Origin of the sequence: Zhihengliuella sp. ISTPL4 (assembly GCF_002848265.1) — a bacterium.
Lineage (GTDB): Bacteria > Actinomycetota > Actinomycetes > Actinomycetales > Microbacteriaceae > Microbacterium.
Window position 1 is genome coordinate 922,503 of the sequence record NZ_CP025422.1, and the last position, 25,365, is coordinate 947,867.

General features: G+C 69.9%; 21 protein-coding genes. 7 read left to right on the forward strand and 14 right to left on the reverse strand.

Translation table 11 applies throughout. The features are described from left to right. The first annotated feature begins 9 nt into the window (after nt 1-9). A complete protein-coding gene (locus CYL12_RS04490; protein WP_101845891.1) occupies nt 10-1,842 on the forward strand; it encodes a DEAD/DEAH box helicase in 1,833 nt (610 codons plus the stop codon). A gap of 11 nt (nt 1,843-1,853) precedes the next feature. Further along, a complete protein-coding gene (locus CYL12_RS04495; RefSeq protein WP_101845893.1) occupies nt 1,854-2,333 on the forward strand; it encodes a GNAT family N-acetyltransferase in 480 nt (159 codons plus the stop codon). A 4-nt stretch (nt 2,334-2,337) separates the two neighbouring features. Here CYL12_RS04495 and ligA read toward each other — a convergent pair whose 3' ends face one another. Genes ligA through CYL12_RS04510 form a run of 3 tightly spaced genes read right to left on the reverse strand, consistent with a single transcriptional unit; the run spans nt 2,338 to nt 6,974 of the window. Further along, nucleotides 2,338-4,653, reverse strand: a complete 2,316-nt coding sequence (gene ligA / locus CYL12_RS04500) for an NAD-dependent DNA ligase LigA (protein ID WP_101845895.1) — start codon at nt 4,651-4,653, stop codon at nt 2,338-2,340. A 38-nt stretch (nt 4,654-4,691) separates the two neighbouring features. Next, nucleotides 4,692-5,789: a tRNA 2-thiouridine(34) synthase MnmA gene (gene mnmA, locus CYL12_RS04505; RefSeq protein ID WP_101845897.1), complete on the reverse strand. Its 1,098-nt coding sequence runs from the start codon at nt 5,787-5,789 to the stop codon at nt 4,692-4,694. Nucleotides 5,790-5,798: 9 nt separating this feature from the next. Then, nucleotides 5,799-6,974, reverse strand: coding sequence for a cysteine desulfurase family protein (locus tag CYL12_RS04510; RefSeq protein WP_101845899.1), 1,176 nt, complete (start codon nt 6,972-6,974; stop codon nt 5,799-5,801). 101 nt (nt 6,975-7,075) lie between these two features. Between CYL12_RS04510 and glgX the strand changes: the two genes are divergently transcribed. The 3 genes from glgX (at nt 7,076) to glgB (ending at nt 13,480) form a co-directional block, all read left to right on the forward strand. Then, nucleotides 7,076-9,148 carry a glycogen debranching protein GlgX gene (gene glgX / locus CYL12_RS04515; RefSeq protein WP_101845901.1) on the forward strand — a complete coding sequence of 691 codons (2,073 nt, stop codon included), beginning with the start codon at nt 7,076-7,078 and terminating at the stop codon, nt 9,146-9,148. Nucleotides 9,149-9,212: 64 nt separating this feature from the next. Continuing rightward, nucleotides 9,213-11,282, forward strand: a complete 2,070-nt coding sequence (locus CYL12_RS04520) for an alpha-1,4-glucan--maltose-1-phosphate maltosyltransferase (protein ID WP_101845903.1) — start codon at nt 9,213-9,215, stop codon at nt 11,280-11,282. Beyond that, the gene (gene glgB, locus CYL12_RS04525) at nt 11,279-13,480 is read left to right on the forward strand and encodes a 1,4-alpha-glucan branching protein GlgB (protein WP_101845905.1); all 2,202 of its coding nucleotides are present in this window, start codon (nt 11,279-11,281) and stop codon (nt 13,478-13,480) included. Before CYL12_RS04520 ends, glgB begins: the two co-directional genes overlap by 4 nt. A 50-nt stretch (nt 13,481-13,530) precedes the next feature. Here glgB and CYL12_RS04530 read toward each other — a convergent pair whose 3' ends face one another. Then, the gene (locus CYL12_RS04530) at nt 13,531-14,469 is read right to left on the reverse strand and encodes a tetratricopeptide repeat protein (protein ID WP_101845907.1); all 939 of its coding nucleotides are present in this window, start codon (nt 14,467-14,469) and stop codon (nt 13,531-13,533) included. Beyond that, entirely contained in the window at nt 14,466-16,412 is a 1,947-nt protein-coding gene (locus CYL12_RS04535; RefSeq protein WP_101845909.1) for a glycosyl transferase, read from the reverse strand. Before CYL12_RS04535 ends, CYL12_RS04530 begins: the two co-directional genes overlap by 4 nt. Before the next feature lie 179 nt (nt 16,413-16,591). Between CYL12_RS04535 and CYL12_RS04540 the strand changes: the two genes are divergently transcribed. After that, complete coding sequence (locus tag CYL12_RS04540) at nt 16,592-17,653, forward strand: AI-2E family transporter (RefSeq protein ID WP_101845911.1); 1,062 nt, start codon at nt 16,592-16,594, stop codon at nt 17,651-17,653. Between the two features lie 18 nt (nt 17,654-17,671). On the opposite strand, the gene CYL12_RS04545 is transcribed toward CYL12_RS04540, so the two are convergent. The 9 genes from CYL12_RS04545 to rpsB all read right to left on the reverse strand — a co-directional run bounded on the left by CYL12_RS04545 (nt 17,672) and on the right by rpsB (nt 24,434). After that, nucleotides 17,672-18,388: an alpha/beta hydrolase gene (locus CYL12_RS04545; protein WP_101845913.1), complete on the reverse strand. Its 717-nt coding sequence runs from the start codon at nt 18,386-18,388 to the stop codon at nt 17,672-17,674. 2 nt (nt 18,389-18,390) lie between these two features. Continuing rightward, nucleotides 18,391-18,678, reverse strand: coding sequence for a hypothetical protein (locus tag CYL12_RS17400; RefSeq protein WP_101845915.1), 288 nt, complete (start codon nt 18,676-18,678; stop codon nt 18,391-18,393). A gap of 9 nt (nt 18,679-18,687) precedes the next feature. Further along, nucleotides 18,688-19,392 carry an aggregation-promoting factor C-terminal-like domain-containing protein gene (locus CYL12_RS04555; RefSeq protein WP_233486835.1) on the reverse strand — a complete coding sequence of 235 codons (705 nt, stop codon included), beginning with the start codon at nt 19,390-19,392 and terminating at the stop codon, nt 18,688-18,690. A 49-nt stretch (nt 19,393-19,441) separates the two neighbouring features. Then, the gene (locus tag CYL12_RS04560; RefSeq protein WP_101848674.1) at nt 19,442-20,023 is read right to left on the reverse strand and encodes a DivIVA domain-containing protein; all 582 of its coding nucleotides are present in this window, start codon (nt 20,021-20,023) and stop codon (nt 19,442-19,444) included. Nucleotides 20,024-20,043: 20 nt separating this feature from the next. Beyond that, the gene (locus CYL12_RS04565; RefSeq protein WP_199399187.1) at nt 20,044-21,189 is read right to left on the reverse strand and encodes a phosphatidate cytidylyltransferase; all 1,146 of its coding nucleotides are present in this window, start codon (nt 21,187-21,189) and stop codon (nt 20,044-20,046) included. A gap of 5 nt (nt 21,190-21,194) precedes the next feature. Then, nucleotides 21,195-21,749 (reverse strand): ribosome recycling factor, encoded by a 555-nt coding sequence (gene frr / locus CYL12_RS04570; protein ID WP_060922801.1) that lies wholly within the window; start codon nt 21,747-21,749, stop codon nt 21,195-21,197. 67 nt (nt 21,750-21,816) lie between these two features. Beyond that, entirely contained in the window at nt 21,817-22,533 is a 717-nt protein-coding gene (pyrH, locus tag CYL12_RS04575; protein ID WP_025103358.1) for a UMP kinase, read from the reverse strand. Nucleotides 22,534-22,623: 90 nt separating this feature from the next. After that, nucleotides 22,624-23,451 (reverse strand): translation elongation factor Ts, encoded by an 828-nt coding sequence (gene tsf, locus CYL12_RS04580; protein ID WP_025103357.1) that lies wholly within the window; start codon nt 23,449-23,451, stop codon nt 22,624-22,626. A 41-nt stretch (nt 23,452-23,492) separates the two neighbouring features. Beyond that, complete coding sequence (rpsB, locus tag CYL12_RS04585) at nt 23,493-24,434, reverse strand: 30S ribosomal protein S2 (RefSeq protein WP_101845919.1); 942 nt, start codon at nt 24,432-24,434, stop codon at nt 23,493-23,495. Between the two features lie 304 nt (nt 24,435-24,738). On the opposite strand from rpsB, the gene CYL12_RS04590 reads away from it, so the two are divergent. Further along, complete coding sequence (locus tag CYL12_RS04590; protein WP_101845921.1) at nt 24,739-25,344, forward strand: murein hydrolase activator EnvC family protein; 606 nt, start codon at nt 24,739-24,741, stop codon at nt 25,342-25,344. Nucleotides 25,345-25,365: the final 21 nt, after the last annotated feature.

Sequence of the window (25,365 nt, forward strand, 5' to 3'; positions counted from 1 at the left end):
CCTGAAGAAGTGACCCCCGCCGACGCCCCCGACGAGTCCCCTGCCACCCCCGGATTCGAGGAGCTCGGCATCACCGGGCCGGTCCTCAAGGCCATCAAGGATCTCGGCTACGAGACCCCCTCGCCCATCCAGGCCGCGACCATCCCGACGCTGCTCGCCGGCCGCGATGTGGTCGGCATGGCGCAGACCGGCACGGGTAAGACCGCTGCCTTCGCGCTGCCCGTGCTGGAGCGGCTCGACGTGGCACAGAAGACGCCGCAAGCGCTCGTCCTCGCCCCGACCCGCGAGCTCGCGCTGCAGGTCTGCGAGGCGTTCGAATCGTACGCGTCGCGCATGAAGGGCGTGCACGTGCTGCCCGTCTACGGCGGTCAGGGCTACGGGGTCCAGCTGTCCGCCCTCCGCCGCGGCGTGCACGTCGTCGTCGGAACCCCCGGCCGCATCATGGACCACCTGGCCAAGGGCACTCTCGACCTCTCCGAGCTCCAGTACCTCGTGCTGGACGAGGCCGACGAGATGCTGAAGATGGGCTTCGCCGAAGACGTCGAGCAGATCCTCGCGCAGACGCCGGAGGAGAAGCAGGTCGCCTTGTTCTCGGCGACGATGCCCGCGCAGATCCGCCGCCTCGCGCAGCAGTACCTCCGCGACCCGGAGGAGATCACGGTCAAGTCCAAGACCGCGACCAACACGAACATCACCCAGCGCTACCTCGTCGTCTCCTACGCGCAGAAGGTGGACGCGCTGACCCGCATCCTCGAGGTGGAGAACTTCGACGGGATGATCGTCTTCGTCCGCACGAAGAACGAGACCGAGACCCTGGCCGAGAAGCTCCGCGCCCGCGGATACTCCGCCGCCGCGATCAACGGCGACGTGCCGCAGGTGCAGCGCGAGCGCAGCGTCAACCAGCTCAAGGACGGCAAGCTCGACATCCTCGTCGCGACGGACGTCGCCGCCCGCGGCCTCGACGTCGAGCGCATCAGCCACGTCGTCAACTTCGACATCCCCACCGACACCGAGTCGTACGTGCACCGCATCGGACGGACGGGGCGCGCGGGCCGCACGGGCGACGCGATCAGCTTCATCACCCCGCGCGAGCGCTACCTGCTCAAGCACATCGAGAAGGCGACGCGGCAGCAGCCCACGCAGATGCAGCTGCCGAGCACCGAGGACGTGAACACGACGCGGCTCGCACGCTTCGACGATGCGATCACGACCGCGTTGGCGGAGACGTCGCGCATCGACGCGTTCCGCGACATCATCGCCCACTACGTCCGGCATCACGACGTGCCGGAGGGCGATGTCGCGGCCGCTCTCGCCGTGGTGGCCCAGGGCTCCACCCCGCTGCTCCTCGACCCCGCGCAGGACGCCTTGTCGCAGGCGGTGGCCGCCGACAACCGTCCGCCGCGCGAGCGGCAGACGCGGGAGCCGCGGGAGCCCCGGGAGCGTCGTGGGCGGGGCGACTACACCCCGTACCGGATCGAGGTGGGACGGCGGCACCGCGTCGAGCCGCGCCAGATCGTCGGCGCGCTGGCGAACGAGGGCGGCCTGGGCCGCGACGACTTCGGCGCGATCAACATCCGCCCCGACTTCTCCATCGTCGAGCTCCCGGCGAACCTCGACCCCGCCGTGCTCGACAAGCTCCGCGACACGCGCATCTCGGGACGGCTGATCGAGATCGCCCCCGACCGTGGGCCCGGCGCACGACGCGGCGCGTCTTCGCGCGACGGCGACGGCCGTGGCCGTCCGACCCGCTACGACCGGACGGATCGGCGCGATCGCGACGAGCGCCCAGCGCACCGCGACCGCGACGAGAAGCCGTTCCGGAAGCCCCGGCACAAGGGCTGAGCGGACCGTCGATGCGCATCGACCGCGCCGTCAGGGAGGATCTCCCCGCGCTCGGCCGGCTCAAGTGGCAGGACGTGCCCGCGGACCTGACGGCCGGTCGATCGCTCGACACGTTCATCGCCGAGCTCGGCGAGTGGTGGCAGGCGCACGCTCACACCCACGTCGCCTTCGTCGCGCGGACCGAGGACGATGACCGTGTCGTCGGCGCGGCGTGGGTCGCCCTCGTACCGCGCGTGCCGAGGCCGGGAGCGCCCGACCGCATCTCCGCGGATATCCAGAGCGTGTTCGTCGTGCCGGAGCATCGCCGGCGCGGCGCGGGCCGCGGCCTCGTCGCGGCCGCCTGTGCCCACGCGGTCTCCGTCGGCGCCGAACGGATCACCGTGCATTCGAGCGAGGCGGCTGTCGGACTCTATCGAGAGCTGGGGTTCGCGGATTCCCCCCGCCTGCGCCAGTTCCTCGCGCCCGCCACGGCGACGCCGGAGAGCGCCTGAGTCCTCACCCCAGCGCCGCAGGCCCCTCGGTGACCAGCATGTGGAACTGCGCGGCGTCGAGGATGCGGATGCCGAGTTCCTCCGCCTTCGCGAGCTTGGAGCCGGCGCCTGGCCCTGCGGCCACGAAGTCCGTCTTCTTGGAGACGCTCGAGGCCGCCTTGCCTCCGGCCTTGATGATCGCCTCTTGCGCCCCTTCGCGGGTGTACCCGTCGAGCGATCCTGTCGCGACCACCGTCAGGCCCTCCAGCACACCGCCGGCGGCGATGGCTGCTCCCGGTCCCGGGTGACCGGGTGTCGTCCATTGCACGCCCGCGTCCGCCCACTGCCGGACGATGTCCTGGTGCCAGTCGACCTCGAACCACGCGAGCAAGGAGTCGGCGATGATGCCGCCGACGCCCTCGACCGCCGCGAGCTCCTCGCGCGACGCGGCACGGATCGCATCGAGCGACCCGAACCACTGCGCGAGCGCCCGCGCTGCGACCGGCCCGACATGCCGGATGTTCAGGGCGACGAGCAGCCGCCAGAGATCTTTCGTCTTCGCCTTCTCCAGCTCCGCGAGCAGGGTCAGCGCCTGCGAGGACGGCTGAGGGCCATCCAGACCCGACTTCTTCTCAGCCGCGGTCGGGTTGCGCCGGAACGGCGCGCGGGTCTTCACGAGGCCGTCCTCGTCCTCGCGCGGCAGACCCGTCTCCGCGTCACGCACGACGACCTCGATCGGCACGAGCTGCTCCAGGGTCAGGGCGAACAGGCCCGCCTCCGTGACCAGCGGAGGTTCCGCCGGACTCGTGGGCTGGGTCAGGGCCGCCGCCGTCACCTCGCCCAGGGCCTCGACATCGAGGGCGCCCCGAGAGCCGATGTGCTCGACGCGTCCGCGCACCTGCGCGGGGCACGACCGGGCGTTCGGGCACCGCAGATCGATGTCGCCCTCCTTCATGGCGCGCAGCGGCGTCCCGCACTCCGGGCAGTCGGCGGGCATGACGAACTCCCGCTCGGTCCCGTCCCGCTTCTCGACCACCGGCCCGAGCACCTCAGGGATCACGTCGCCCGCCTTGCGCAGCACCACGGTGTCGCCGATGAGAACGCCCTTGGCCTTCACCACGTCCTTGTTGTGGAGGGTCGCCTGGCGGACCACGGATCCGGCGACGTGAGCCGGCGCCATGACCGCGAACGGCGTCGCGCGACCGGTGCGACCGACGGAGACGACGATGTCGAGCAGCTTCGTCTGCACCTCCTCCGGCGGGTACTTGTAGGCGATCGCCCAGCGGGGCGCCCGGCTCGTCGCACCGAGCTCGTCGTGGAGATCGAGCTCGTCGACCTTGACCACGATGCCGTCGAGCTCGTGCTCGATGTCGTGCCGATGCTCGCCGTAGTACTCGACGAAGGCGACCACGTCGTCGATGCTGCGGCACACCTTCGTGTGCGGACTCGTGGGCAGCCCCCAGGCGGCCAGCAGCTCGTAGACCTGGCTCTGGGCCGCGACCGGCGGGTTCGTCCAGGCACCGATGCCGTGCACGTACAGCGCGAGCGACTCGATGCGCAGCAGGCCCGCTTCCAGCTCCAGGCCGTCCTTCTTGTCGATCTGCTGACGAAGGCCGCCACTGGCCGCGTTGCGGGGATTCGCGAAGGCCGGGAAACGCCGTGCCGCCGCGGTGCGGGCCTTCTCCTCGTCGAACGCCTTCTTCGCTCCGCCCCTGGCCTCCCAGCGCGCGAGCGCGTCGGCGTACGCGCGGTCGCGGAACGCCGCCTGCGCCGCGTTCAGCCGCTCGAACGCGGCGACGGGGATGAAGACCTCGCCACGGACCTCGACGATCGGCGGGTGCCCCTCCCCGGCGAGCCGTTCGGGGATCTCGGGGAGCCGGAGGGCGTTCTCGGTGACGATCTCGCCGACGCGCCCGTCGCCCCGGGTCGCGGCCGACGTCAGCACGCCGTTCTCATACCGGAGATTGATCGCGAGGCCGTCGATCTTGAGCTCGGTCAGCCAGTCGACGTCCCGCCCGGCGGCCGCCCGCGTCTTGTGTGCCCAATCACGCAGCTCCTCGATCGAGAAGACGTTGTCGAGGCTGAGCATGCGCTCGGCGTGCTCGATGGTCGCGAGGCCCGTGACCTCGGCGGCACCGACCATCTGCGTCGGCGAGTCCTGCCCCTGCAGCTCGGGGTGCAGGCGTTCGAGCTCTTCCAGACGCCGCATCCAGCCGTCGTACGTCGCGTCGTCGACGAGCGACGTGTCGCGCCCGTAGTACGCGTCCTTCGCCTCGAGGATGCGGGTCGTCAGCTCATCCGCCTCGCTGCGGGCGTCTTCCAGTGAGATGTTCTCCGGCACTCCGCCAGTCTAGGAGCGGGGACCGACATCCACCCGGATCAGACGCCGACCGGAATGGCGGAGACGGTCGAATCGATCGTGAACTGCCCGAGCACGCGCGTGCCGACGTAGAGCACGGCGGTCTGCCCGGGGGCGACGCCGTCCAGCGGGGTGTCCGGGACGACATGGACGCCCTCGTCCGTCACCGTGGCCGTGGCGGGTACCGGCTCGGCGTGCGCGCGGATCTGCACGTCGCACGCGAATGTGGACGCACCGGGCGCGGCGCCGGCCCAGCTGAAGCGCTCCCCCGCGATCTCGGCGATGGCCAGGGCCTCCTTCGGACCCACGACCACCGTGTTCGACACGGGCCGCACCTCGAGCACGAAGCGCGGCTTGCCGTCCGGAGCCGGGACCCCGAGCTTGAGCCCGCGCCGCTGGCCCACCGTGAAGGCGTGGGCGCCCTCGTGCGCACCGACGACGGCACCGGTGCGGTCGACGATCTCACCGGTGGCCGTGCCGACCTTCTCGGCCAGCCAGCCGCGGGTGTCGCCGTCGGGGATGAAGCAGATGTCGTGGCTGTCCGGCTTCTGGGCCACACTGAGACCGCGCTGCTCCGCCTCCGCCCGCACGAGCGCCTTCGACGGCGTGGTGCCCAGGGGGAAGTAGGTGTGCGCGAGCTGATCGGCCGTCAGGACCCCGAGCACGTAGGACTGATCCTTCGCGTTGTCCGATGCCCGGTGCAGCTCGAGTCCCTCCGGACCGTCGACGAGGGTCGCATAGTGTCCGGTGCAGACCGCATCGAAGCCGAGCTCCAGGGCGCGCTCCAGCAGGGCGGCGAACTTGATCTTCTCGTTGCACCGCATGCACGGGTTCGGCGTCCGACCCGCACGGTATTCGGCGACGAAGTCGTCGATCACGTCGTCGCGGAACCGCTCCGAGAAATCCCACACATAGAAGGGGATGCCGAGGAGGTCGGCGGCGCGACGCGCGTCGAGGGCGTCCTCGATCGTGCAGCAGCCGCGGCTGCCGGTGCGCAGGGTCCCCCCGGCGCGGGAGAGCGCGAGGTGCACGCCGACCACATCGTGCCCCGCCTCGACGGCCCGGGCGGCCGCGACGGCGGAGTCCACACCACCACTCATGGCCGCAAGGATTCGCATGGGTCCAGTCTACGAGCGCTCGGCTGCACGGGCCCCGGATGCCCGTGCGTAGGCATCTCCGATCACCGCCAGCACCGCATCCACATCGGCATCGGTCGACGTGCGCCCGAGGGAGAAGCGCAGCACGCTCCGGGCGTCCGCCTCACTGCGCCCCATCGCCATCACGACGTGCGAGGGCTCGGCGACCCCCGCCTGACACGCGGAGCCCGTGGAGGCCGAGACGCCGGCCACGTCCAGCAGGAACAGCAGGCTCTCCCCCACCGCACCGGGGAACAGCAGATGGGCGGTACCCGGAAGACGGTGATCGGGGTCGCCCAGGAGCTCGGCCGCCGGCACCCGCGCACGGATGCCCTCGACCAGGCGGTCGCGCAGACCGCCCACGCGGACGCTCTCGGCGGCCCGCTCCCGTTCGGCGAGTTCGAGCGCGGTCGCCAGCGCCGCCGCTCCCGGCACGTCCTGCGTGCCCGCACGCAGACCCCTCTGCTGGCCCCCGCCCCGCAGGAGCGGGGTCAGCCGGGCGGACCGCGCCACCACCAGCGCTCCGACGCCGACCGGTGCGCCGACCTTGTGTCCGGCGACGCTGAGTGCCACGAGGCCCACGCCGTCGTCCGCGCGGCCGCGGAGGTCCCGGAAGGACAGCGGCAGATGCCCGAGAGCGGCGACGGCGTCCAGGTGCAGGGGCACGCCGGCGTCGGCCGTCGCCACCGCCAGCGCGCGCGCACCGTTGATCGTCCCGGTCTCGTTGTTCGCGACGAGCGCGGTCGCGAACGCGGCCCCCGGCAGGGCAGCGGCGAAGCGGTCCTCGTCGATGCGCGCGTGGGCCGACACGGGCACGGCCCGCACCTCGGCCCCGTCGGAGACGAGGGCGGCGACCGTGTCCATCGTCGCGTGGTGCTCGCCGTCCGGCACCACGACGGCCGCCCTCCCCGGACCACGCGAGTGCCACAGTCCTTGAAGGGCGAGGTTGATGGACTCCGTCCCACCGGAGGTGAGCACGACCTCGATCGGGTCGGCCCCGAGGACCGCGGCGATCCGCTCCCGTGACTCCTCCAGCACCCGGCGCGCGTCCTGCCCGGCTCCGTGCGTCGACGACGCGTTGCCGATGATGACCGACGCCTCCAGCCACGCGTCCCTGGCCTCCGGGCGCAGCGGGGTCGTCGCCGCGTGGTCGAGATAGTGCCGCATGCTTCGATTCTCCCCGATCCGCGCCCCGAACGGTCCGCCTGCGTGTGAGACCGGGTGCGTCCTGTCATGAGACTGAAATGCAACACGTTTAGGGTGTATCCATGTCTTCGTCCCCCGACTCCGTCGTGCCCGGTGGGGCGATCCTCGACAACCTCGGCGTCCGGCTGCATGACGGCGTCGGCACGCTGCGGGTCTGGTCGCAGAACGCTTCCGCCGTCGACCTCGTCGTCTTCGACGCGACGGACCTCGACTGGGTCGTCGACCAGGCTCCCCTCGAACGACGCCCCGGAGGGGTCTGGGAGGTCACGACGCCGTTGCTGCAGCCCGGGGTCCGCTACGCGCTGCGCGTCGAGGGCCCGCACGGGCCCGGCAACACGTTCAACCCGGAGACGCTGCTCCTCGATCCGTATGCGCGGGGCCTCGCCCAGGGACACGGCTACCAGGAATGGCGAGCCGTGGTCATCGAGGACGGCTTCGACTGGGGCGGCTCCACGAAGCCGCGGATCCCCGCCGACCGGACGCTGATCTACGAGGGCCACGTGAAGGGACTGACCAAGCGACACCCCGACATCCCGCCCGCGCTGCACGGCACCTACGCGGGCCTCGCGCATCCGGCCATGATCGCGTACCTCCGCACGCTCGGGGTGACGTCGGTGGAGCTGCTCCCCGTCCACGCCTTCGTCCCGGAGCCGCGGCTGCTGGAGCGGGGGCTGACGAACTACTGGGGGTACAACACCCTGAACTTCTTCACGCCCCACGCCGCCTATGCGACGGAGGACGCCAGGAAGCGGGGCCCCGAGGCGATCATCGCCGAGTTCAAGGGCATGGTGCGTCTGCTGCACGAGGCCGGCCTCGAGGTGATCCTCGACGTCGTGTACAACCACACGTCCGAGGAGGGCATCGGCGGGCCGCGCTCCAGTCTCCGCGGTATCGATAACGCGCGGTACTACCGACAGGACGACGCGGGCGTCTACATCGACACCACGGGATGCGGCAACACGCTCAACACGGCCACCGATGCGGGCGCCCGACTGGTCCTGGACTCTCTCCGGTACTGGGCTGAGGAGATGCAGATCGACGGCTTCCGCTTCGACCTGGCGACGGCGATCGCGCGCGACGGCGCTCACGCCTACACCCCGGATCATCCGCTTCTGCGGGCGATCGCCGCCGACCCCGTCCTCGCGGAGACCAAGCTCATCGCGGAACCCTGGGACGTCGGACTGGGCGGCTGGCAGACGGGCAACTTCCCTGCGGGGTGGCACGAGTGGAACGACCGGTACCGCGACCGGGTGCGCAACTTCTGGCTGAGCGACATCGACTACGCGCGACGGGCCTCGGCGCCGGTCGGCATCGGCGGCTTCGCCACCCGGCTCGCCGGATCGTCCAACACCTTCAGCGAGGACCGCGGACCCCTCGCCAGCATCAACTTCGTCACGGCGCACGACGGCTTCACCCTGCACGACCTCGTGTCGTACGACGTCAAGCACAACGAGGCCAACGGCGAGCACAACCGCGACGGCGCCGACCTCAACCGCTCGTTCAACCACGGCGTCGAGGGACCGACCGACGATCCCGCGATCCTCACCGCCCGGCGCAAGGCCATGCGCAACCTGCTCGGCACCCTCCTCCTCTCGGCCGGCATCCCGATGCTCACTGCCGGAGACGAGGTGGGGCGGTCCCAGCGCGGCAACAACAACGCCTACGCGCAGGACTCACCGCTGTCCTGGCTGTCCTGGGAGTTGCAGCCCTGGCAGGACGACCTCCGGGCCCACGTCGCGCGCCTCGCCCGGTTGCGCGAGGAGAACCCGGCGCTGCGGCCGAGTCGGTATGCGCGCCTCGGGGAGCACATCCCGAACGCCTCGGTCATGGACTGGTACGACCAGGACGGCGCGACCATGGAACCGGGCCAGTGGACCGACCCGGGCAATCGCACTCTGCAGTACGTCGCCGCCTCCACACCGGACAAGGAACCCGCCAACCGCATCCTCCTGATCGTGCATGGCACGGAGGCGCCGATCGACGTGCGACTCCCGGAGGAGATCGAGGGCGCCAGCCGATTCGTCTCCCTCTGGTCGAGCGCCGACGAGCGCCCGTCGGAGGCCGAGGAGACGTACGCTCCGGGTGACGTGCTGCCGATCCCCGGCACGTCCATGCGCCTCTTCCGGGTGGAGTGATAGCACGGTTCGGCGCCGGGGTCGAGCGGTAGGTTCCGACAGGGCCGAGCGGTAGATTCGGCATGTGACTGCTCGTGCTGGAACCCGACCCTCGGCTCTGCGGAGCCCCGTTCAGATCCCGACGCGCGCCGCCGAGGCGGACGTCTCCGGAGCGTTGCGGACGACGCGGATCCCGCTGCTCGACGGGACGCCGGCGGTCCCCGGCGGCTTCCCCGCCAAAGCCTTCGCGGGAGAGGTGGTCCCCTTCCGCATCGTGGCGTTCCGAGAGGGACACGACCTCATCGGCGTGCACGTGCGGTTGACTTCTCCGCACGGTGAGGCGAGCCTCCACCGGCTCACCGCGCTCGCCGACGGCACCGACCGCTGGGAGGCGCAGATCGCTCTCGACGAAGAGGGGACCTGGCGCTACCGCTTCGAGGCCTTCTCCGACGACTTCGCCACCTGGGCGCACGCCGCAGAGGTGAAGGTCGCGGCCGGAATCGACATCCCCGTGATGGCGGCGCTGGGAGCGGAGCTCCTGCGCAGAGCCGTGGCGGAGAAGGACCGCCCCGCGGCGCAGCGCACGCGCCTTCGCGCCTACGCCGACGCGCTGCGTGCCGGCGACGCGGAGACGACCGCGGCTCTGGCCGTCGACCCGGAGCTCGCCGCGATCTTCCAGGATCGTCCCGTCACGACCCTGCGCTCCGCCTCCCCCGAACAGATCCTCCGCGTCGAGCGGACGCGCGCGGGCGTCGGCGCCTGGTACGAGTTCTTCCCCCGCTCCGAGGGCGCCCGGCGGCTGAAGGACGGCACGGTCCGCAGCGGAACGTTCCGGACGGCGGCGAAGCGACTGCCCGACGTCGCGCGCATGGGCTTCGACGTGATCTACCTCGTCCCGATCCACCCCATCGGCAGCACCAACCGCAAGGGGCGGAACAACACCCTCGTGGCCGAGAGCGGCGACCCGGGGTCGCCCTACGCGATCGGGGCCGCGGAGGGCGGGCACGATGCGATCCACCCTGACCTCGGCACTCCGCAGGACTTCCGAGCCTTCGTGCGGGCAGCGCGGAAGGAAGGACTGGAGGTCGCCCTCGACCTCGCGCTGCAGGCCTCTCCCGACCACCCCTGGGTCCGCGACCACCCGGAGTGGTTCACCACCCTCCCCGACGGGACGATCGCGTACGCCGAGAACCCTCCGAAGAAGTACCAGGACATCTACCCGCTGAACTTCGACAACGACCCGGAGGGGATCGCCGCCGAGATGCTGCGGATCGTCCGGCACTGGGTGGCGGAGGGTGTACGGATCTTCCGCGTGGACAACCCGCACACCAAGCCGCTCCAGTTCTGGGAATGGCTGATCGCGACGGTGAACGAGACGCATCCCGACGTGATCTTCCTCGCCGAGGCGTTCACCCGGCCGGCGGTGATGCGGGCGCTCGCCGCGGTGGGCTTCCAGCAGAGCTACAGCTACTTCACCTGGCGCAACACCAAGGCCGAGCTCGAGGAGTTCCTCACGTCGATCTCCCACGAGACCGCCGACTACATGCGTCCGAACCTCTTCGTCAACACGCACGACATCCTCACCGAGTACCTTCAGTTCGGTGGACGAGCGGCCTACCGGATCCGTGCCTGCATCGCCGCGACGGCGGGCCCCGTCTACGGCGTGTACGCCGGCTACGAGCTCATCGAGAACGTGGCGCGGCCGGGCTCGGAGGAGAACATCGACAACGAGAAGTACGAGTACAAGTTCCGGGACTGGGCGGGGGCCGAGGAACGCGGCGAGTCCCTCGCTCCGCTGCTGCGACGACTGAACGAGATCCGGCGCGCCCACCCCGCGCTCCGCCAGCTCCGCAACCTCGACCTCCACTGGAGCGACGACGACGCGATCCTCGTCTACAGCAAGCATCTGGACGCGGCGTTCACCGACACCGGTGCCCCGGACACTCTGATCATCGTCGCCAACGTCGATCCGCACTCCGTGCGCGAGACCACCGTCCACCTCGACACCACCCGCTGGGGCGTGCCTCTGGGCGAGAGTTTCGAGGTGGAAGACCTCCTGACCGGGAGCGTCTGGACCTGGACCGACCACAACTACGTGCGGCTCGACGCCTTCGCCGAGCCCGTCCACATCCTGAAGGTGAGGGAGCGCGCATGAGCCGCATCGACGACACGGCCACCGCCGACTGGGAGGCCATCGCGGCCGGCCAGCACCACGACCCGCATGCGCTGCTCGGAGCGCACCCCGGGAAGGATGCGGCCGACCGCACCGTCACCACGATCCGCGCCCGCCGCCCCCTCGCCGAGACCGTCGAGGCCGTGTTCGGCGACGGCAGCCGGCTCACCCTGACCCACGTCGCGCACGGCGTGTGGGAGGGCACCCATCCGGGACCCGCCGTCCCCTACCGCCTCGCGACTCGGTACCGCGGCGAATCGGAGACCATCACCGGCGACCCGTACCGGCACGCGCCGACTCTGGGCGAGCTCGACCTCCACCTGATCGCCGAAGGGCGCCACGAGCGGCTCTGGGAGGCGCTCGGCGCGCACCCGCGCGTGCACGGCGACGAGGAGGGGGTGTCGTTCGCGGTCTGGGCGCCCGATGCGACAGCCGTCCGGGTCGTAGGGGATCACAACGGCTGGAACGGCGAGAGCCACGCCATGCGCTCCCTCGGCGCCAGCGGCATCTGGGAGCTCTTCGTCCCCGGACTCCCCGTCGGCACCCGATACAAGTTCCAGATCCGGACGCGGAGCGGCAACTGGATCCTCAAGGCCGATCCGATGGCGTTGGCGGCGCAGGTGCCGCCGGAGACCGCCTCGGTCGTCACGGCGTCGTCGTACGTCTGGCAGGACGGCGCGTGGATGACCCGCCGCGCCGCCACCCACGCGGTCGCCCAGCCGCTGTCGGTGTACGAGGTGCACGTCGGCTCCTGGCGCGGGGGCCTGGGCTATCGCGAGCTCGCCGATCCGCTCATCGCGCACGTGCAGGAGACCGGCTTCACCCACGTCGAGTTCATGCCGCTCGCCGAGCATCCGTTCGGCGGCTCGTGGGGGTATCAGGTCAGCGGTTACTACGCGCCGACGAGCCGCTACGGCTCCCCCGACGACCTGCGGTACCTCATCGACCGTCTGCACCAGGCCGGGATCGGGGTCATCATGGACTGGGTGCCCGGCCACTTCCCCAAGGATGACTTCGCGCTGGCGCGTTTCGACGGTCAGCCCCTGTACGAGCACCCCGACCCCCGCCGCGGCGAGCATCAGGACTGGGGCACCCTGATCTTCGACTACGGACGACCCGAGGTCCGCGGCTTCCTCGTCGCCAACGCCCTCTATTGGCTCGAGGAGTTCCACGTCGACGGTCTGCGGGTGGACGCCGTGGCCTCGATGCTCTACCTCGACTATTCGCGCCGCGAAGGCGAGTGGGAGCCCAACATCCACGGCGGGAGGGAGAATCTGGAGGCGATCCGCTTCCTGCAGGAGGTGAATGCCACGGCCTACCGGCTGCACCCCGGCATCCTGATGATCGCCGAGGAGTCCACGAGCTTCCCCGGTGTCACCGCGCCGACGGATCACGCGGGCCTCGGCTTCGGTTTCAAGTGGAACATGGGCTGGATGAACGACTCGCTCCAGTACATCGGGCGGGACCCGATGTATCGCGCCCATCATGAGGGTGAGATGACGTTCTCCTTCGTCTACGCGTTCGGCGAGAACTACGTCCTGCCCATCAGTCACGACGAGGTCGTGCACGGCAAGGGCAGCCTGCTGTCGAAGATGCCGGGCGACCACTGGCACAAGCTCGCGAACGCCCGCGCCTACCTCGCCTACATGTGGGGACATCCCGGCAAGAAGCTGCTGTTCATGGGGCAGGAATTCGGGCAGCTCGCGGAGTGGTCGGAGGGGCGCGAGCTGGACTGGTGGCTCCGCGACCAACCCTCCCACGCACAGCTGCAGGACTTCGTCGCGGCGATGAACGGGGTGTACCGGTCGCAGGCCCCGCTCTGGGAGCGTGACAGCGACGGCTCCGGGTTCACGCGCCTCGGTGCACCGAGCTGGGACCCGTCGGTCATCGCCTTCGAACGACGGGACGCACACGGCGGGCGCCTCGTCGTCGTCAGCAACTTCGCCGGGGTCGAGCGCACCGGATACCGTCTCGGATTGCCGCGGGAGGGCGTATGGCAGGAGATCCTGAACTCGGATGCCGACGCCTACGGCGGACGGGGGTCCGGCAACCTCGGAATGGTGGTCGCCGAGCCCGCAGACGCGGGCTCCCCCACCGCCTCCATCACGCTTCCCGCACTTTCGACGCTCTGGCTCCGGCACCAGCCCGAGCCGCACGTGCCCACAGTGAACAACGGCTGACGAGCTGTGGGAGCCGATCGAACGGCGCGGGGTGGTCCCGCGCCGTTCGATCAGAAGAGCAGCGAGGAGAGCCGGTTGCGTGCCGCGATCACCCGGGGGTCGCTGGCACCGATGAGCCCGAAGAGCTCGACGAGGCGCTCGCGGACGGGAGCGCGCTGGTCGGACGGCAACTGTGCGAACAGGTCGAGCAGACGCCCGAAGGCATCGTCGACGTGCCCGCCGGCGAGGTCCAGGTCTGCCACGTCGAACTGCGCCTGCACGTCGAGCGGGGCGTCCGCAGCCGCAGCGCGCGCCGCCTGGAGGTCGAGACCCTGCACGCGGTCCAACAGACGCACCTGGCCCAGACCCGCGATGGCGTCCTCGTCGCGCGGGTTCTGCGCGAGCGCCTTCTCGTAGGCCGTGATCGCGGCACGGTAGTCTCCGCGCTCGATCGCGGCGAAAGCCTCCGCATGCAGCGGCGGCAGCTCGGGCTCGACGGGAGCGGTGGACTCCTGCGTCTCGGCATCGCCGATCGGCAGCGTCCCGGAGACGCCGTTCTGCGCGGCCACCTGAAGCAACTGCGCGAAGACCTCACGGACCTGCTGCTCGGGCACGGCGCCGGTGAACATCGGCACCGGCTGGCCCGCGATGAGCGCGACGACCATGGGGATCGACTGTGCGCGGAAGCTCTGCGCGAGCTGCGGGTTCGCGTCGACGTCCACCTTGGCCAGGAGCACACGGCCACCGAGCTCACGCGTGACCTTCTCGATGATCGGGCTCAGCTGCTTGCACGGCCCGCACCACTCGGCCCACAGGTCGACGACCACCGGCACCGTGCGGGACAGCTCCAGCACCTGGCCGAAGTTCTCATCGGTGGCGTCGATGACGACGTCCGCGACCGGTGCGCCGGCGGGGGCCGCCGATGCTCCGCCCGCGGGCGCGGACGGGCGGTTGCGCAGGCTGGACAGGTCGACGGCGCCGCGCAGCGCGGCGGGAGAGATCTCACTCACTTGATCACCTTCACGGAGACGAGATCCTGACGCGAAGCCAGGAGGCGGATCGGCTCGCTCGACCCCTGGGACGGGACGGCGAAGAACAGCTGGAATTCGTAGGTCGTCTCGGCGCCCTTCGCCGACTCGTTGACCCCGGTGAGGGCCTTGGCCTCCTCGTTGTCGCCGAAGCGGATGACGACATCGCCGGACGTGGGGGTGATCGTCTCGACGTCGAGCACCGAGACGGCGACGATGGCGCCGCTGTCCAGAGTCGTCATCGAGACCGGATCCTCATCGGTCGGCTTCATGTCGAACGCCGCCGTCGACGTCTCTGCGGCTCCCGCGTCCGCCAACCCCTGAACGAGGTTCTGGCGGCTGTCCGTGATCGACTTCGCCAGATTGAGCGACAGGTCGTCGAACATCCCGTAGGAAGCACTCTTCTCGCCGTTGTCGACGACATCGGCGAACGCCGCGGCGACCTCGTTCGGTGGCACCGACAAGAATGCGGAATCCGCGGGCACCAGGGAGGTGCCCAACCAGCTCGCAGCGACCTCCGGGAACGCGGCGTCAGCGGACATCTCTGCCATGTTGGCGACCTTGTAGTTCGACCAGGGGTCCGCCTGCGTCATCGTGAGCACGACCGGCGGGATCGTGTCGTCACCGTCGCTCTTGGAGAGCATGAGGACGGTGCGCGGCCAGCGGTCCGTCGCCTCCGGCAGGACGACCTCGACGTCGTCCGTCGGGATCTCGGCCGGCGCGGGCCGATCCGGCAGCTTCTCGCGCAGCGCATAGTCGGTGGTGCGGGTCGTGAGCGGGGCACCGTCGAGGCGTGTCGCCGCGAGGTCGAGGTCACGCGCCTCGTCGGCCTGCACGAGCGTCTCGGACACCTGTCGGAGAATCCGCTCCGCCTGCGTCTCGGTGACGGCCGGCGGCTTCTGGTTGTCAGGGGCGATCGCCGTCGGCGTCGGCGAAGGAGACGCCGATGCGTCACCGAACTCCGGCCAGGAATCCGCCGTGCATCCTGAAGCCAGCAGCGCGGTCAGGCCGAGGGCGGGCAAGGCGAGGACGCGCCGACGGCGTCCCGGGCGCTCGGCGCGCATCGTCGCCTTGCCGTCCTCCGTCTTCTCATCGACGATCTCGGCGTCCTCCACATCGTCCTTCCGCTCCGGTGCCGGCGACGCCGCACCGTCCGATGCCTCGAGTGCCTCCCGCTCGGACGCGGGAAGGGCTGCCACATCGATCGGCTGCGTGGTGGGCAGCGGACCGGGGCCCTTCCGGCGCGGACCACGGCCGCGGCGCTGGTGACGGATCGCCAGCACGTAGAGGACCAGTCCGATCAGCAGAACCAAGCCACCGGCGACCATGAGCGGGCCGGCGAGCGGCGTCCTCGTGTCGAGCGGCCAGGAGACGACGATGTCGTCCGGCGCATCTTTCGTGCCGTCGTAGGCGATCAGCACGCTCGTCCCCTCCGGGAGCTGCATGTTGTCGGTGGAAAGGAAGTTCTCTTCGCTGAACGAGTCGAGCCAGAGATCGGAACCGACCGGATTGCGCCCCGGAGACTCCTCGGCTTCGTCATCGGGAGCCGGGGTCGCGGTCGACTCTTCGGGTGCCGGCGTCTCTGTCGTGTCCTCGACCGGCGGGGCCTGGACGTGTTCGACGAGCAGTTCGTCCTCTTCCCCTACGGTCACGTGGTTGTACTCGGAGTCGGAGAGCCAAGCCTCCATATCCGCGGTGCGGCCGTAGCTGGCGAAGATCTCGCCGTCCCCGCGGATCAGCAGCTTCTGCGCACCGGGGTTGATCCGGAGCACGTCGCCGTCCATGAGCACGAACGGGGCGGGCTCCTCGATGTCGACGCGGGCCTCCTCGGACGAAGGGCCGACGAAGATGGTGCGTTGAGCGATCCCCGCACCGATCAGCACGGCAGCCAACACGAAGGCCACCACGGCCCATACGAAACGCACGAATAGTCTCCTCACGCGTCGCGGCTTCCCGCCCGCGACGCCACACTCGACATTTCAGACTAGCGAACCCACCTGTGTGTTGACCACGAGGGGGCTTGCCTGGTCCCTCGTCCGGCACGTCGGCGGGGCATCGACGCTCGGCATGGGTAGCCTTGCTGCAGCCGTACCGAGGAGTCCGCATGAAGATCCACAGTCCCTTCCGCACCGCCCTCGTGGCGACACTCGGCGTGGGCCTCGGGATCGTCCTCATCAGCAGCGTGCAGACACTGTCGACAGTACTGCTCTACATCGGCACCGCACTCTTCCTCAGCCTCGGCCTTGATCCGCTCGTCACGTTCCTCGAGCGTCGACGCCTCCCCCGCTGGCTGGCCGTCCTCGTGACGATCGTCGCCGTGCTTGCGGTTTTCGTCGGCATCGTCCTCATCGTGCTCCCCGTCCTGGTCGACCAGATCTCCCAGCTGATCGCGCAGATCACGGCGATCGTCCAGCGGGGAACAGCGATCGAGGACCTGCGCTCCTGGATCCAGGACACCTTTCCCAACCTCCTCGTCGACGACGTCTTCGCCTACGTCGAGGACTGGCTGACGACCAACCTCGCCGAAATCGGTGGATCGATCGGCCAAGGAGTGCTGATCGCGAGCGGCGCGGTGCTCAGCGGCGTCTTCGGCGCGTTCATCGTCCTCATTCTGACGATCTACCTCACCGCCTCCACGCCGTCGCTCAAGCGCGCCGTGTACCAGCTCGTGCCGGCGTCCAAGCGCGATCGCTTCATCGACCTCTCCGAGCAGATCACCGACTCCGTCGGCTACTACGTCATGGGCCAGGTCAGCCAGGGCGTGATCAACGGCGTCCTCAGCGCCGTCTACCTGACCATCATCGACGCGCCCTTCCCCGCCGTCCTCGCGGTCGTCGCGTTCTTCTTCTCACTCATCCCGCTGGTGGGAACGCTGACAGGCTCGACGATCATCGTCCTCGTCTGTCTCATCCCGGGCCTCGGTTCGCCCGGTACGGCTCTCGCCGCCGCGATCTACTACCTCGTCTACATGCAGATCGAAGCGTATGTGATCTCCCCGCGCATCATGAGCCGCGCGGTCTCCGTGCCGGGCGCCGTCGTCGTGGTGGCCGCTCTCGCCGGAGGAAGCCTGCTCGGCCTGCTCGGGGCCCTCATCGCCATCCCCGTGGCCGCCAGCATCCTCATCCTCTACCGGCAGGTTCTCATCCCGCGCATGAACGAACGGTGAGCGGAGCGGACCGTGGCGTCAGTCCTCCGCCGGCCAGTGCGTCGGCAGCGGCAACGCCGACGGATTGACGGCGGCGACGATCTCGGTGAGTACCCGCCGCGTCTGGGTCTCCCCCACCCAGAGGTGCTTGCCGCCGTCGACGGCGATGAGCTGCGCGTGCGGGATCGTGGCGAACCGCTCCCGGGCTTCCGCCGGGCGCAGGTAGTCGTCGAGCTCGGGCACGAGGATGACGACTCGATGGTCAGTCCTCCCCCAGGCGGCGACCTCGTCCGCCGTCGCGCGATGCAGCGGCGGCGAAAGGAGGATGATGCCTTCGATGTCGTGGTCGGTACCGTACTTGAGGGCGAGTTCCGTCCCGAACGACCATCCGACGAGCCAGGGGCGCGGCAGCGCGCGTTCCCGGACGAAGTCCATGGCGGCCGCGACGTCGAACTGCTCCGCCGCGCCGCCGTCGAAAGCTCCCTCGCTGGTGCCGCGCGGCGACGTGGTGCCGCGGGTGTTGAACCGCAGCACGGCGAGGTCGGCCAGGGCGGGCAGACGGGCGGAGGCCTTCCGGATGATGTGCGAGTCCATGAAGCCACCGGCGGTCGGCAGCGGGTGCAGCGTGACCAGGGTCGCGAGTGGGGCCGCGGTCTCCGGAAGCGCCAGCTCACCGACGAGCGTCAGACCGTCGGCGGTGTGCAGCTCGATGTCTTCGCGGCGTGCCGGAAGCTCCAGCGGTCCGCGGATCTCCATGGTCATGCGATCCTCCAACAGTGGTTGTGCCAGTGTCTCCGGTCTGCCAGAGCCGCGGCCTCGCCGAGGACGCCGTCGGCGCGCCAGGCGACGAGATGTGCGGTACCCGGTTCGACGGATCGTCCGCAGCCCGGGCAGACGTACGCCTTCTGCGCCTGAACCGCCGAGACGGGCTGGACCGTCCATTCCACGCCTCGACGGACCTCGGTACGCTTCCAACCGGCGAGCAGACGGTCGAAGGAATCCTCGCCCTCAGGGCGCGCGGAAGGCCGTCGGCGTGAGCGGGGCATCGTGCCGCCTCACCACCAGTGGTTGGTGACCCAGAAGTTGTACGCGCCCGCCCAGCTCCCGTAGCGCCCGGTGGCGTACCCGGTCGCCCAGCGCAGGTTGTCGACGGGGTTGTAGCCGTTGCCCGGCACCTTGCTGCAGGGCAACGCCTGGACGAGACCGCAGGCCCCGGACGAAGAGTTGGTGGCGTTCGGGTTCCACCCGCTCTCCCGCGACACGATGTAGTCGACATACTGCCAGTCGCCCTGGGCGATCCCGGCTGCCGCCATCCACTCCGCCGGAGCACCACCGCCGCTGTACGGAGGGAGTCCGCCTCCCCCAGTGGACCCGCCCTGCGACCCCTTGGACGACGACGTGGTCACCGGAGCCGGTGCGGGCTTCGGCTTGGGCTTGGGCTTGACGTAGACGTCGAAAGAGCCGCGCTCGACCGGTGTGATCGCCGCGCCCTCCACCGTGACCGTGAGGTTCTGCGTGTCCGCCAGGGCGACCGCGTAGACGGAGTCCGGGGCTTCCGTGGCGACCGGCTGTGCGAGGGCGACGCCGGTGGGCGCGACCATCGCGGCCGCGAATCCGACGACCGCGAGAGAGCTGAAGACGCCCGCGACACCGCGGCGTCGCGACCAGCGGCGGGTGCCGCGGGAGGCGGACGCGACCGTCGCTGCGGGTACCAGCGCGGCGTCGCTTCGTTCGGGAATCATGTCGTTTCGGGAGTTCACGATGGAGGACAGTTTACGCATACCTGCCTGAAGAGGCCATCAGACAGGCTCAGCGGACGGCGAGGATGACCTCGATGGTGGCGTCGAGGAGGGCGTCGACCTGCTCCTCGCGATAGCCGCCGCGCTGCATCCGGAACGCCGCGGACCGCAGCTGCTCGGCGGACAGCGCATCGCCGTCACGCAGGTACCGGACGATGCGGGAGGTGACGTGGTCGACCTCGTCGATGCGATAGCCGAAGGTGAGGAAGGCGGTGCGAGCGAACCGCTGGCGGCGCGGTCGCGCCAAGTGGTCCAGGATCACCTGCGCCTCGGCACGGGCCTGCTCGACCCACGCGCCCGCTCCGAGGGACCGGACAGCCCGTTCCCGCTCGCGCGCGGCGAACGCGTCCTCGACGCGGCCGAGGGCAGCGTCGACTTCCGCCACCGCGTAGCCCTCCTTGACCAACGGGAACGAAACAGTGCGCACGTCCTCGGCGGTGAGGTCGTCCGCGCCGCTCTCGAACGCCTGTCGCGCCGAGGCGAGGAATCCGTCCACCGCGGCGGGGTGGTACCCCTTCGTGCGTCCGCTCGTGAGGGAGAACGCCGGCGCGGCCGTGCGCCGCGCAGCGGCCTCCTGACGGTCGACGTTCATCACAGCACCAGCGTCGTTCATCACAGCACCAACCAGGGAGAGAGGAGGAAGTACAGGCACAGGGCGGGGATGGTCGACAGCAGGATGCTGTCGAGGCGATCCAGGAGCCCGCCGTGCCCCGGCAGCCACGAACTCATGTCCTTGATGCCGAGGTCCCGCTTCAGCATGGACTCGCCGAGGTCCCCCAGCGTGGCGGACAGCAGGATCGCTGCTCCGAAGATCACACCACCCCACCAGGGAAGGTCGAGCAGGAACATCGCGAGGAGCACGCCGGCCGTGAGCGAAGCCACCACAGCACCGCCGAAGCCCTCCCAGGTCTTCTTCGGGCTGATGCGCGGTGCCATGGGGTGTCGCCCGAACGCGAGTCCCGCCGCGTACGCGCCCGTGTCCGCGGCCACGGCGATCGCGATGAAGCTGAGCACCCACCACTGGCCGCCCTCCTGCTCGAGCAGGATGAGGGCCACGCCGGCGAGGAAAGGCACGTACACCTGCACGAACCCGCCGATCACGGCGTCGGTGAGCACGTCCCCGTACGTGCGACCGTCCTTCGCCACCATCTGCGCGAGGAGCCGCCACACGATGACGAACGCCACCGAGACGAACAGCATGACCCAGCTCAGCCAGGGCTCGGCGAAGTAGGCCGACAGGACGAGGAAGGTCGCCGCGATCAGCTGCGGGATCACGTCCACGCGTCGACCGGCGGCACGCAGCGCGCGCGACAGCTCGTAGACGCCGAGCAGGGCCGCAGCCAGCGCGAACGGCACGAACAGCGCCTTGATGAACAACAGCGAGCCGAGCAGCGCCGCACCGAACGCGAGGCCGATCAGGATCGCGAGGACGAGGTCCCGGCCCGTGCGCTGCTTGATGCGCTCATTCGCCTGGTCGAGCTGGTCTCGTGCGTGGGAGACGTGCGTGCCGAACTCGTCGCGCGCCTGGCGCCACTGCTCGCGGATCGCGTTGTGATCAGCGGTGTCCAGCCGATCCGGCGCGACGGAAGCCGCCGGCGGTGTCCCGGGGAGCGGCGGACGCGGCGGCACGAGGTCGGCGTCGAACGCCGGGAAGGCCCCGTCGGCGAGCGGGACGCCACCATCGTGACCGGCCTCCGGCCGCGCTTCCCGGCGGGTCACCGGTGCGCCCTCCTCGGTGCCTCGCGATTCGTCGGACATGCGGGCTACACCTCGAGGAGTTCGGCCTCTTTGCGCTTCAGCGCGTCGTCGATGAGGTCGACGTGCTGACGGGTCAGCGCGTCGAGTTCCTTCTCACCGCGGGCGATCTCGTCTTCGCCGAGCTCGCTCTTGAGGCCGTCGAGCTCGTCCTTCGCCTTCCGGCGGATGCCGCGGACGTGGACCTTCGCGTCCTCCGCCTTCGACTTCACGAGCTTCACGTACTCCTTGCGGCGCTCGGCCGTGAGCTCCGGCATCGTGACGCGCACGAGGTTGCCGTCGTTCGTGGGGTTCGCGCCGAGGTTCGGCATGTCACGGATGGCCTGCTCGATCGCCTTCAGCGCCGACTTGTCGTACGGCGTGATGATGAGCGTGCGTGCCTCCTGGTTCGCGAGCGAGGCGAGCTGGGCGAGGGGGGTCGGCGTGCCGTAGTAGTCGACCAGCACCTTCTGGAAGAGCTGCGGGTTCGCACGGCCCGTGCGCACCGTGGAGAAGTCCTCCTTGGCAGCCTCGACAGCGCGGGACATGCGAGTGGTGGTTTCAGCGAGGACATCCGCGATCACGGTGGCTCCTATCGTCGGGGTGTTCTGGAAATTCTATCGGGAGCGGGCTCCCGACCCGTGCAGGCGCTCAGGCGGTGACGAGCGTGCCGATCGGCTCGCCCAGGAGCGCACGGGTGACATTGCCCGCCGGCTCCATGCCGAAGACGCGCATGTCCATGTTGTTGTCCATGCAGAGGCTGAACGCGGTCGAGTCCACGACCTTGAGACCCTGCTGCAGGGCGTCGCGGTAGGTCACCCGTTCGATGCGCTCCGCGTCGGCGTGCTTGTTGGGGTCGGCGGTGTAGATCGCGTCGACGCCGTTCTTGGCCACCAGGACCTCCTGCGCACCGATCTCCAGCGCACGCTGGGCTGCCACGGTGTCGGTGGAGAAGTACGGCAGTCCGGCGCCCGCGCCGAAGATCACGACGCGACCCTTCTCCATGTGCCGCTCCGCACGACGCGGGATGTACGGCTCCGCGACCTGGGTCATCGAGATCGCCGACTGCACGCGGGTCGCAGCGCCGGCCTGCTCGAGGAAGTCCTGCAGCGCCAGCGCGTTCATGACGGTGCCGAGCATGCCCATGTAGTCGGCACGGCCGCGGTCCATCCCCCGCTGGCTGAGCTCGGCCCCGCGGAAGAAGTTGCCACCGCCGACCACGACCGCGACCTCGACCCGGTCGACCGCCGCGGCGATCTCCCTGGCCATCTGGCTGACCACGTCGGGGTTGACGCCGAGCTGACCGGCGCCGAACGCCTCTCCGGAGAGCTTCAGGAGGACGCGACGGCGTCCGGTGCGTTCAGTCATGGGGGAAGTCCTCTCGTCCCGATTCAAACTAGTGCCTTGTGGGCATGAAGAAGGGGTTCGGATCGTACGATCCGAACCCCTTCGACAGTGCTACGCGCCGACCTTGAAGCGCGCGAAGTCGGTCACGGTGATACCGGCGTCCTTCGCGACCTGGGCGACGGAGAGCTTGTTGTCCTTCGCGTAGTCCTGCTCGAGCAGGGCGACCTGCTTGATGAACGCAGCGACACGGCCCTCGACGATCTTCGGCAGGGCGGCCTCGGGCTTGCCCTCGTTGCGGGAGATCTCGGTGACGATCTCGCGCTCCTTCTCGACCGCGTCCGCCGGAACGTCCTCGCGGGACAGGTACGACGGGTTCGCGAACGAGATGTGCTGGGCGATGCTGCGCGCGGTCGCGGCGTCGTCACCCGTGTACGCGACGACGACACCGATCTGCGGCGGCAGGTCCTTGCTCGTGCGGTGCAGGTAGACCTCGACGCTGTCACCGGTGACGGTGCGCACGCGACGGAGCTCGACCTTCTCGCCGATGATGGCGGCCTCTTCCGAGATGAGCTGCTCGACGGTCTTGTCGCCCGCCGGAGCGGCCAGGGCGGCCTCGACCGAGTCGGCCTTCACGGCGGCGACGGCGTCGGCGACCTTGTCGGCCAGCGCGATGAAGCGCTCGTTCTTCGCGACGAAGTCGGTCTCGCAGGCGAGCTCGACGAGCGTCACGGCGCCGTCCTGCTCGCGAGCGACGACGAGGCCCTCGCTGGTCGAACGGTCGGCGCGCTTCGCGTTGCCCTTGGCACCCTTCAGGCGCAGGATCTCGGTGGCCTTCTCGACGTCGCCGTCAGCCTCCTCGAGCGCCTTCTTGGTGTCGACCATTCCCGTGCCGAGCTGCTCACGCAGCGCCTTGAGGTCGGCGATGGTGAAGTTGGCCATGTGTGGTGGCTCCTTGCTTCGTTATGTGGGTGTACGAGGGATTACTTGGCGTCTGCGGCCTCGGCGGCGGCGACCTCGGCGGTCTCCTCACCGGAAGCAGCGGCGATCGCCTCGTCGTGTGCCTGGGCACCGGCCTCGTCGGCGGCGGTGGCGTCAGCGGCCGGGGTCTCGACGACAGCGGCCTCGTCGGCGGCGGTCGCGACCTCGGCAGCGTCAGCGGACTCCTGGACAGGAGCCTCGAGAAGCTCCTTCTCCCACTCGGCCAGCGGCTCGGCGTCGCCCGACTCCGGGTTGTGCTTCTGCTGCAGGCCCTCGGCGGCGGCGTCGGCGATGATGCGCGTCAGCAGCGAGACCGAACGGATCGCGTCGTCGTTGCCGGGGATCGGGTACTGGAAGTCGTCCGGGTCGGCGTTGGTGTCGAGGATGCCGATCACCGGGATGCCGAGCTTCTTGGCCTCGTCGATGGCGAGGTGCTCACGCTTGGCGTCGACGACCCAGAGGGCGGACGGCGTCTTGGTGAGGTTGCGGATACCGCCGAGCGACTTGTGGAGCTTGTCCAGCTCGCGCTTCTTGAGCAGCAGCTCCTTCTTCGTGAATCCGGAGGCGGCCGGGTTCTCGTAGTCGAGCTCCTCGAGCTCCTTCATGCGGGCGAGACGCTTCGCGATGGTGGAGAAGTTGGTGAGGAGGCCGCCGAGCCAGCGCTGGTTCACGTAGGGCTGGCCGACACGCGTGGCCTGCTCCGCCAGGATCTCCTGCGCCTGCTTCTTGGTGCCGACGAAGAGGATCGTGCCGCCGTGCGCGACGGTCTCCTTGACGAAGTCGTAGGCCTTGTCGATGTAGCCGAGCGACTGCTGGAGGTCGATGATGTGGATGCCGCTGCGCTCCGTGAGGATGAAGCGCTTCACCTTCGGGTTCCACCGACGGGTCTGGTGTCCGAAGTGCACGCCGCTGTCGAGCAGCTGGCGGATGGTGACCACAGCCATGGTCGTCTCCTGATTCTGGCGCGGGGCGCCGTTGAGGTTGTCATGCCGACCGGACGGTCGGACATCCTGGTGCCCGGCTCACGCCCACCCGTTCGGAAACGGGACCTGCGGGAGTGGATGCCACGACGGAGTCGCTCTGGGCACGCGTAGTCACCCCGAGATCGAGGTGCTCGTCCAGCATACAGGATCGATCCGCGTCGGCTCGTCCTCCCCAAGTGCGCGATGGCCGCCCTTCTCCCCCGGGTCCGCATTCCTCCTCCGGGGTGTCCGGCCCGCGCAGTCCCCCGCGGCGCACACTCGCCCCATGGCTTCTCCGTCCCGTGCTCGTCACCGCGTCCGGTCGCTCCCGTCTCCCGTCGCCCGGCGCACGGTCCCGGCTGTGCTCGTCTGCGTGGTCCTGCTGGCCGGGGGCGCTCCGCTCACGGACCGCCCCTCTGCACAGGCCGCGACGGCGCCGAGCGCCGCGCCGCCCCTGCAGGACGGATTCTCTCCCGAGGGTGCATGGCGCTGGCCGGTCGACGGCGCGCGCCACGTGAGCGCGGCGTACCGCGCGCCCGCGCACGCGTATGGCCCGGGGCATCGGGGCATGGACGTCACCGCCGCCGTCGGAGCCCCGGTGCTCGCCCCGGCCGACGGGGTGGTCGCGTTCCAGGGCGTGGTGGTCGATCGCCCCGTGCTCACCATCCGACACGGCGATGGACTCGTGAGTACGTTCGAGCCGCTGGAGTCATCGCTTCGGCCGGGTGATCCGGTCCGCCGAGGCCAGGAGATCGGCCGCGTCTCCACGGGTGGTCACACTCCGCCCGGCGCGCTGCACGTCGGTGTGCGGCGTGATGGTGAGTACCTCAACCCGATGCTGCTGTTCGGCACCGTTCTGCGCGCGCGTCTCCTGCCCTGCTGCGGACCATGACACGCGGCCGCAACGCTCAGC

Bases quoted from the DNA above. Each gene is read 5' to 3' on its own strand.
- CYL12_RS04560 (WP_101848674.1), bottom strand. From the start codon at position 20,023: ATGAACGTCGACCGTCAGGAGGCCGCTGCGCGGCGCACGGCCGCGCCG.
- glgB (WP_101845905.1), top strand. From the start codon at position 11,279: ATGAGCCGCATCGACGACACGGCCACCGCCGACTGGGAGGCCATCGCG.
- CYL12_RS04565 (WP_199399187.1), bottom strand. From the start codon at position 21,189: ATGTCCGACGAATCGCGAGGCACCGAGGAGGGCGCACCGGTGACCCGC.
- mnmA (WP_101845897.1), bottom strand. From the start codon at position 5,789: ATGCGAATCCTTGCGGCCATGAGTGGTGGTGTGGACTCCGCCGTCGCG.
- pyrH (WP_025103358.1), bottom strand. From the start codon at position 22,533: ATGACTGAACGCACCGGACGCCGTCGCGTCCTCCTGAAGCTCTCCGGA.
- glgX (WP_101845901.1), top strand. From the start codon at position 7,076: ATGTCTTCGTCCCCCGACTCCGTCGTGCCCGGTGGGGCGATCCTCGAC.
- tsf (WP_025103357.1), bottom strand. From the start codon at position 23,451: ATGGCCAACTTCACCATCGCCGACCTCAAGGCGCTGCGTGAGCAGCTC.
- CYL12_RS04510 (WP_101845899.1), bottom strand. From the start codon at position 6,974: ATGCGGCACTATCTCGACCACGCGGCGACGACCCCGCTGCGCCCGGAG.
- CYL12_RS17400 (WP_101845915.1), bottom strand. From the start codon at position 18,678: ATGCCCCGCTCACGCCGACGGCCTTCCGCGCGCCCTGAGGGCGAGGAT.
- CYL12_RS04545 (WP_101845913.1), bottom strand. From the start codon at position 18,388: ATGGAGATCCGCGGACCGCTGGAGCTTCCGGCACGCCGCGAAGACATC.
- CYL12_RS04495 (WP_101845893.1), top strand. From the start codon at position 1,854: ATGCGCATCGACCGCGCCGTCAGGGAGGATCTCCCCGCGCTCGGCCGG.
- CYL12_RS04590 (WP_101845921.1), top strand. From the start codon at position 24,739: ATGGCTTCTCCGTCCCGTGCTCGTCACCGCGTCCGGTCGCTCCCGTCT.
- rpsB (WP_101845919.1), bottom strand. From the start codon at position 24,434: ATGGCTGTGGTCACCATCCGCCAGCTGCTCGACAGCGGCGTGCACTTC.
- CYL12_RS04540 (WP_101845911.1), top strand. From the start codon at position 16,592: ATGAAGATCCACAGTCCCTTCCGCACCGCCCTCGTGGCGACACTCGGC.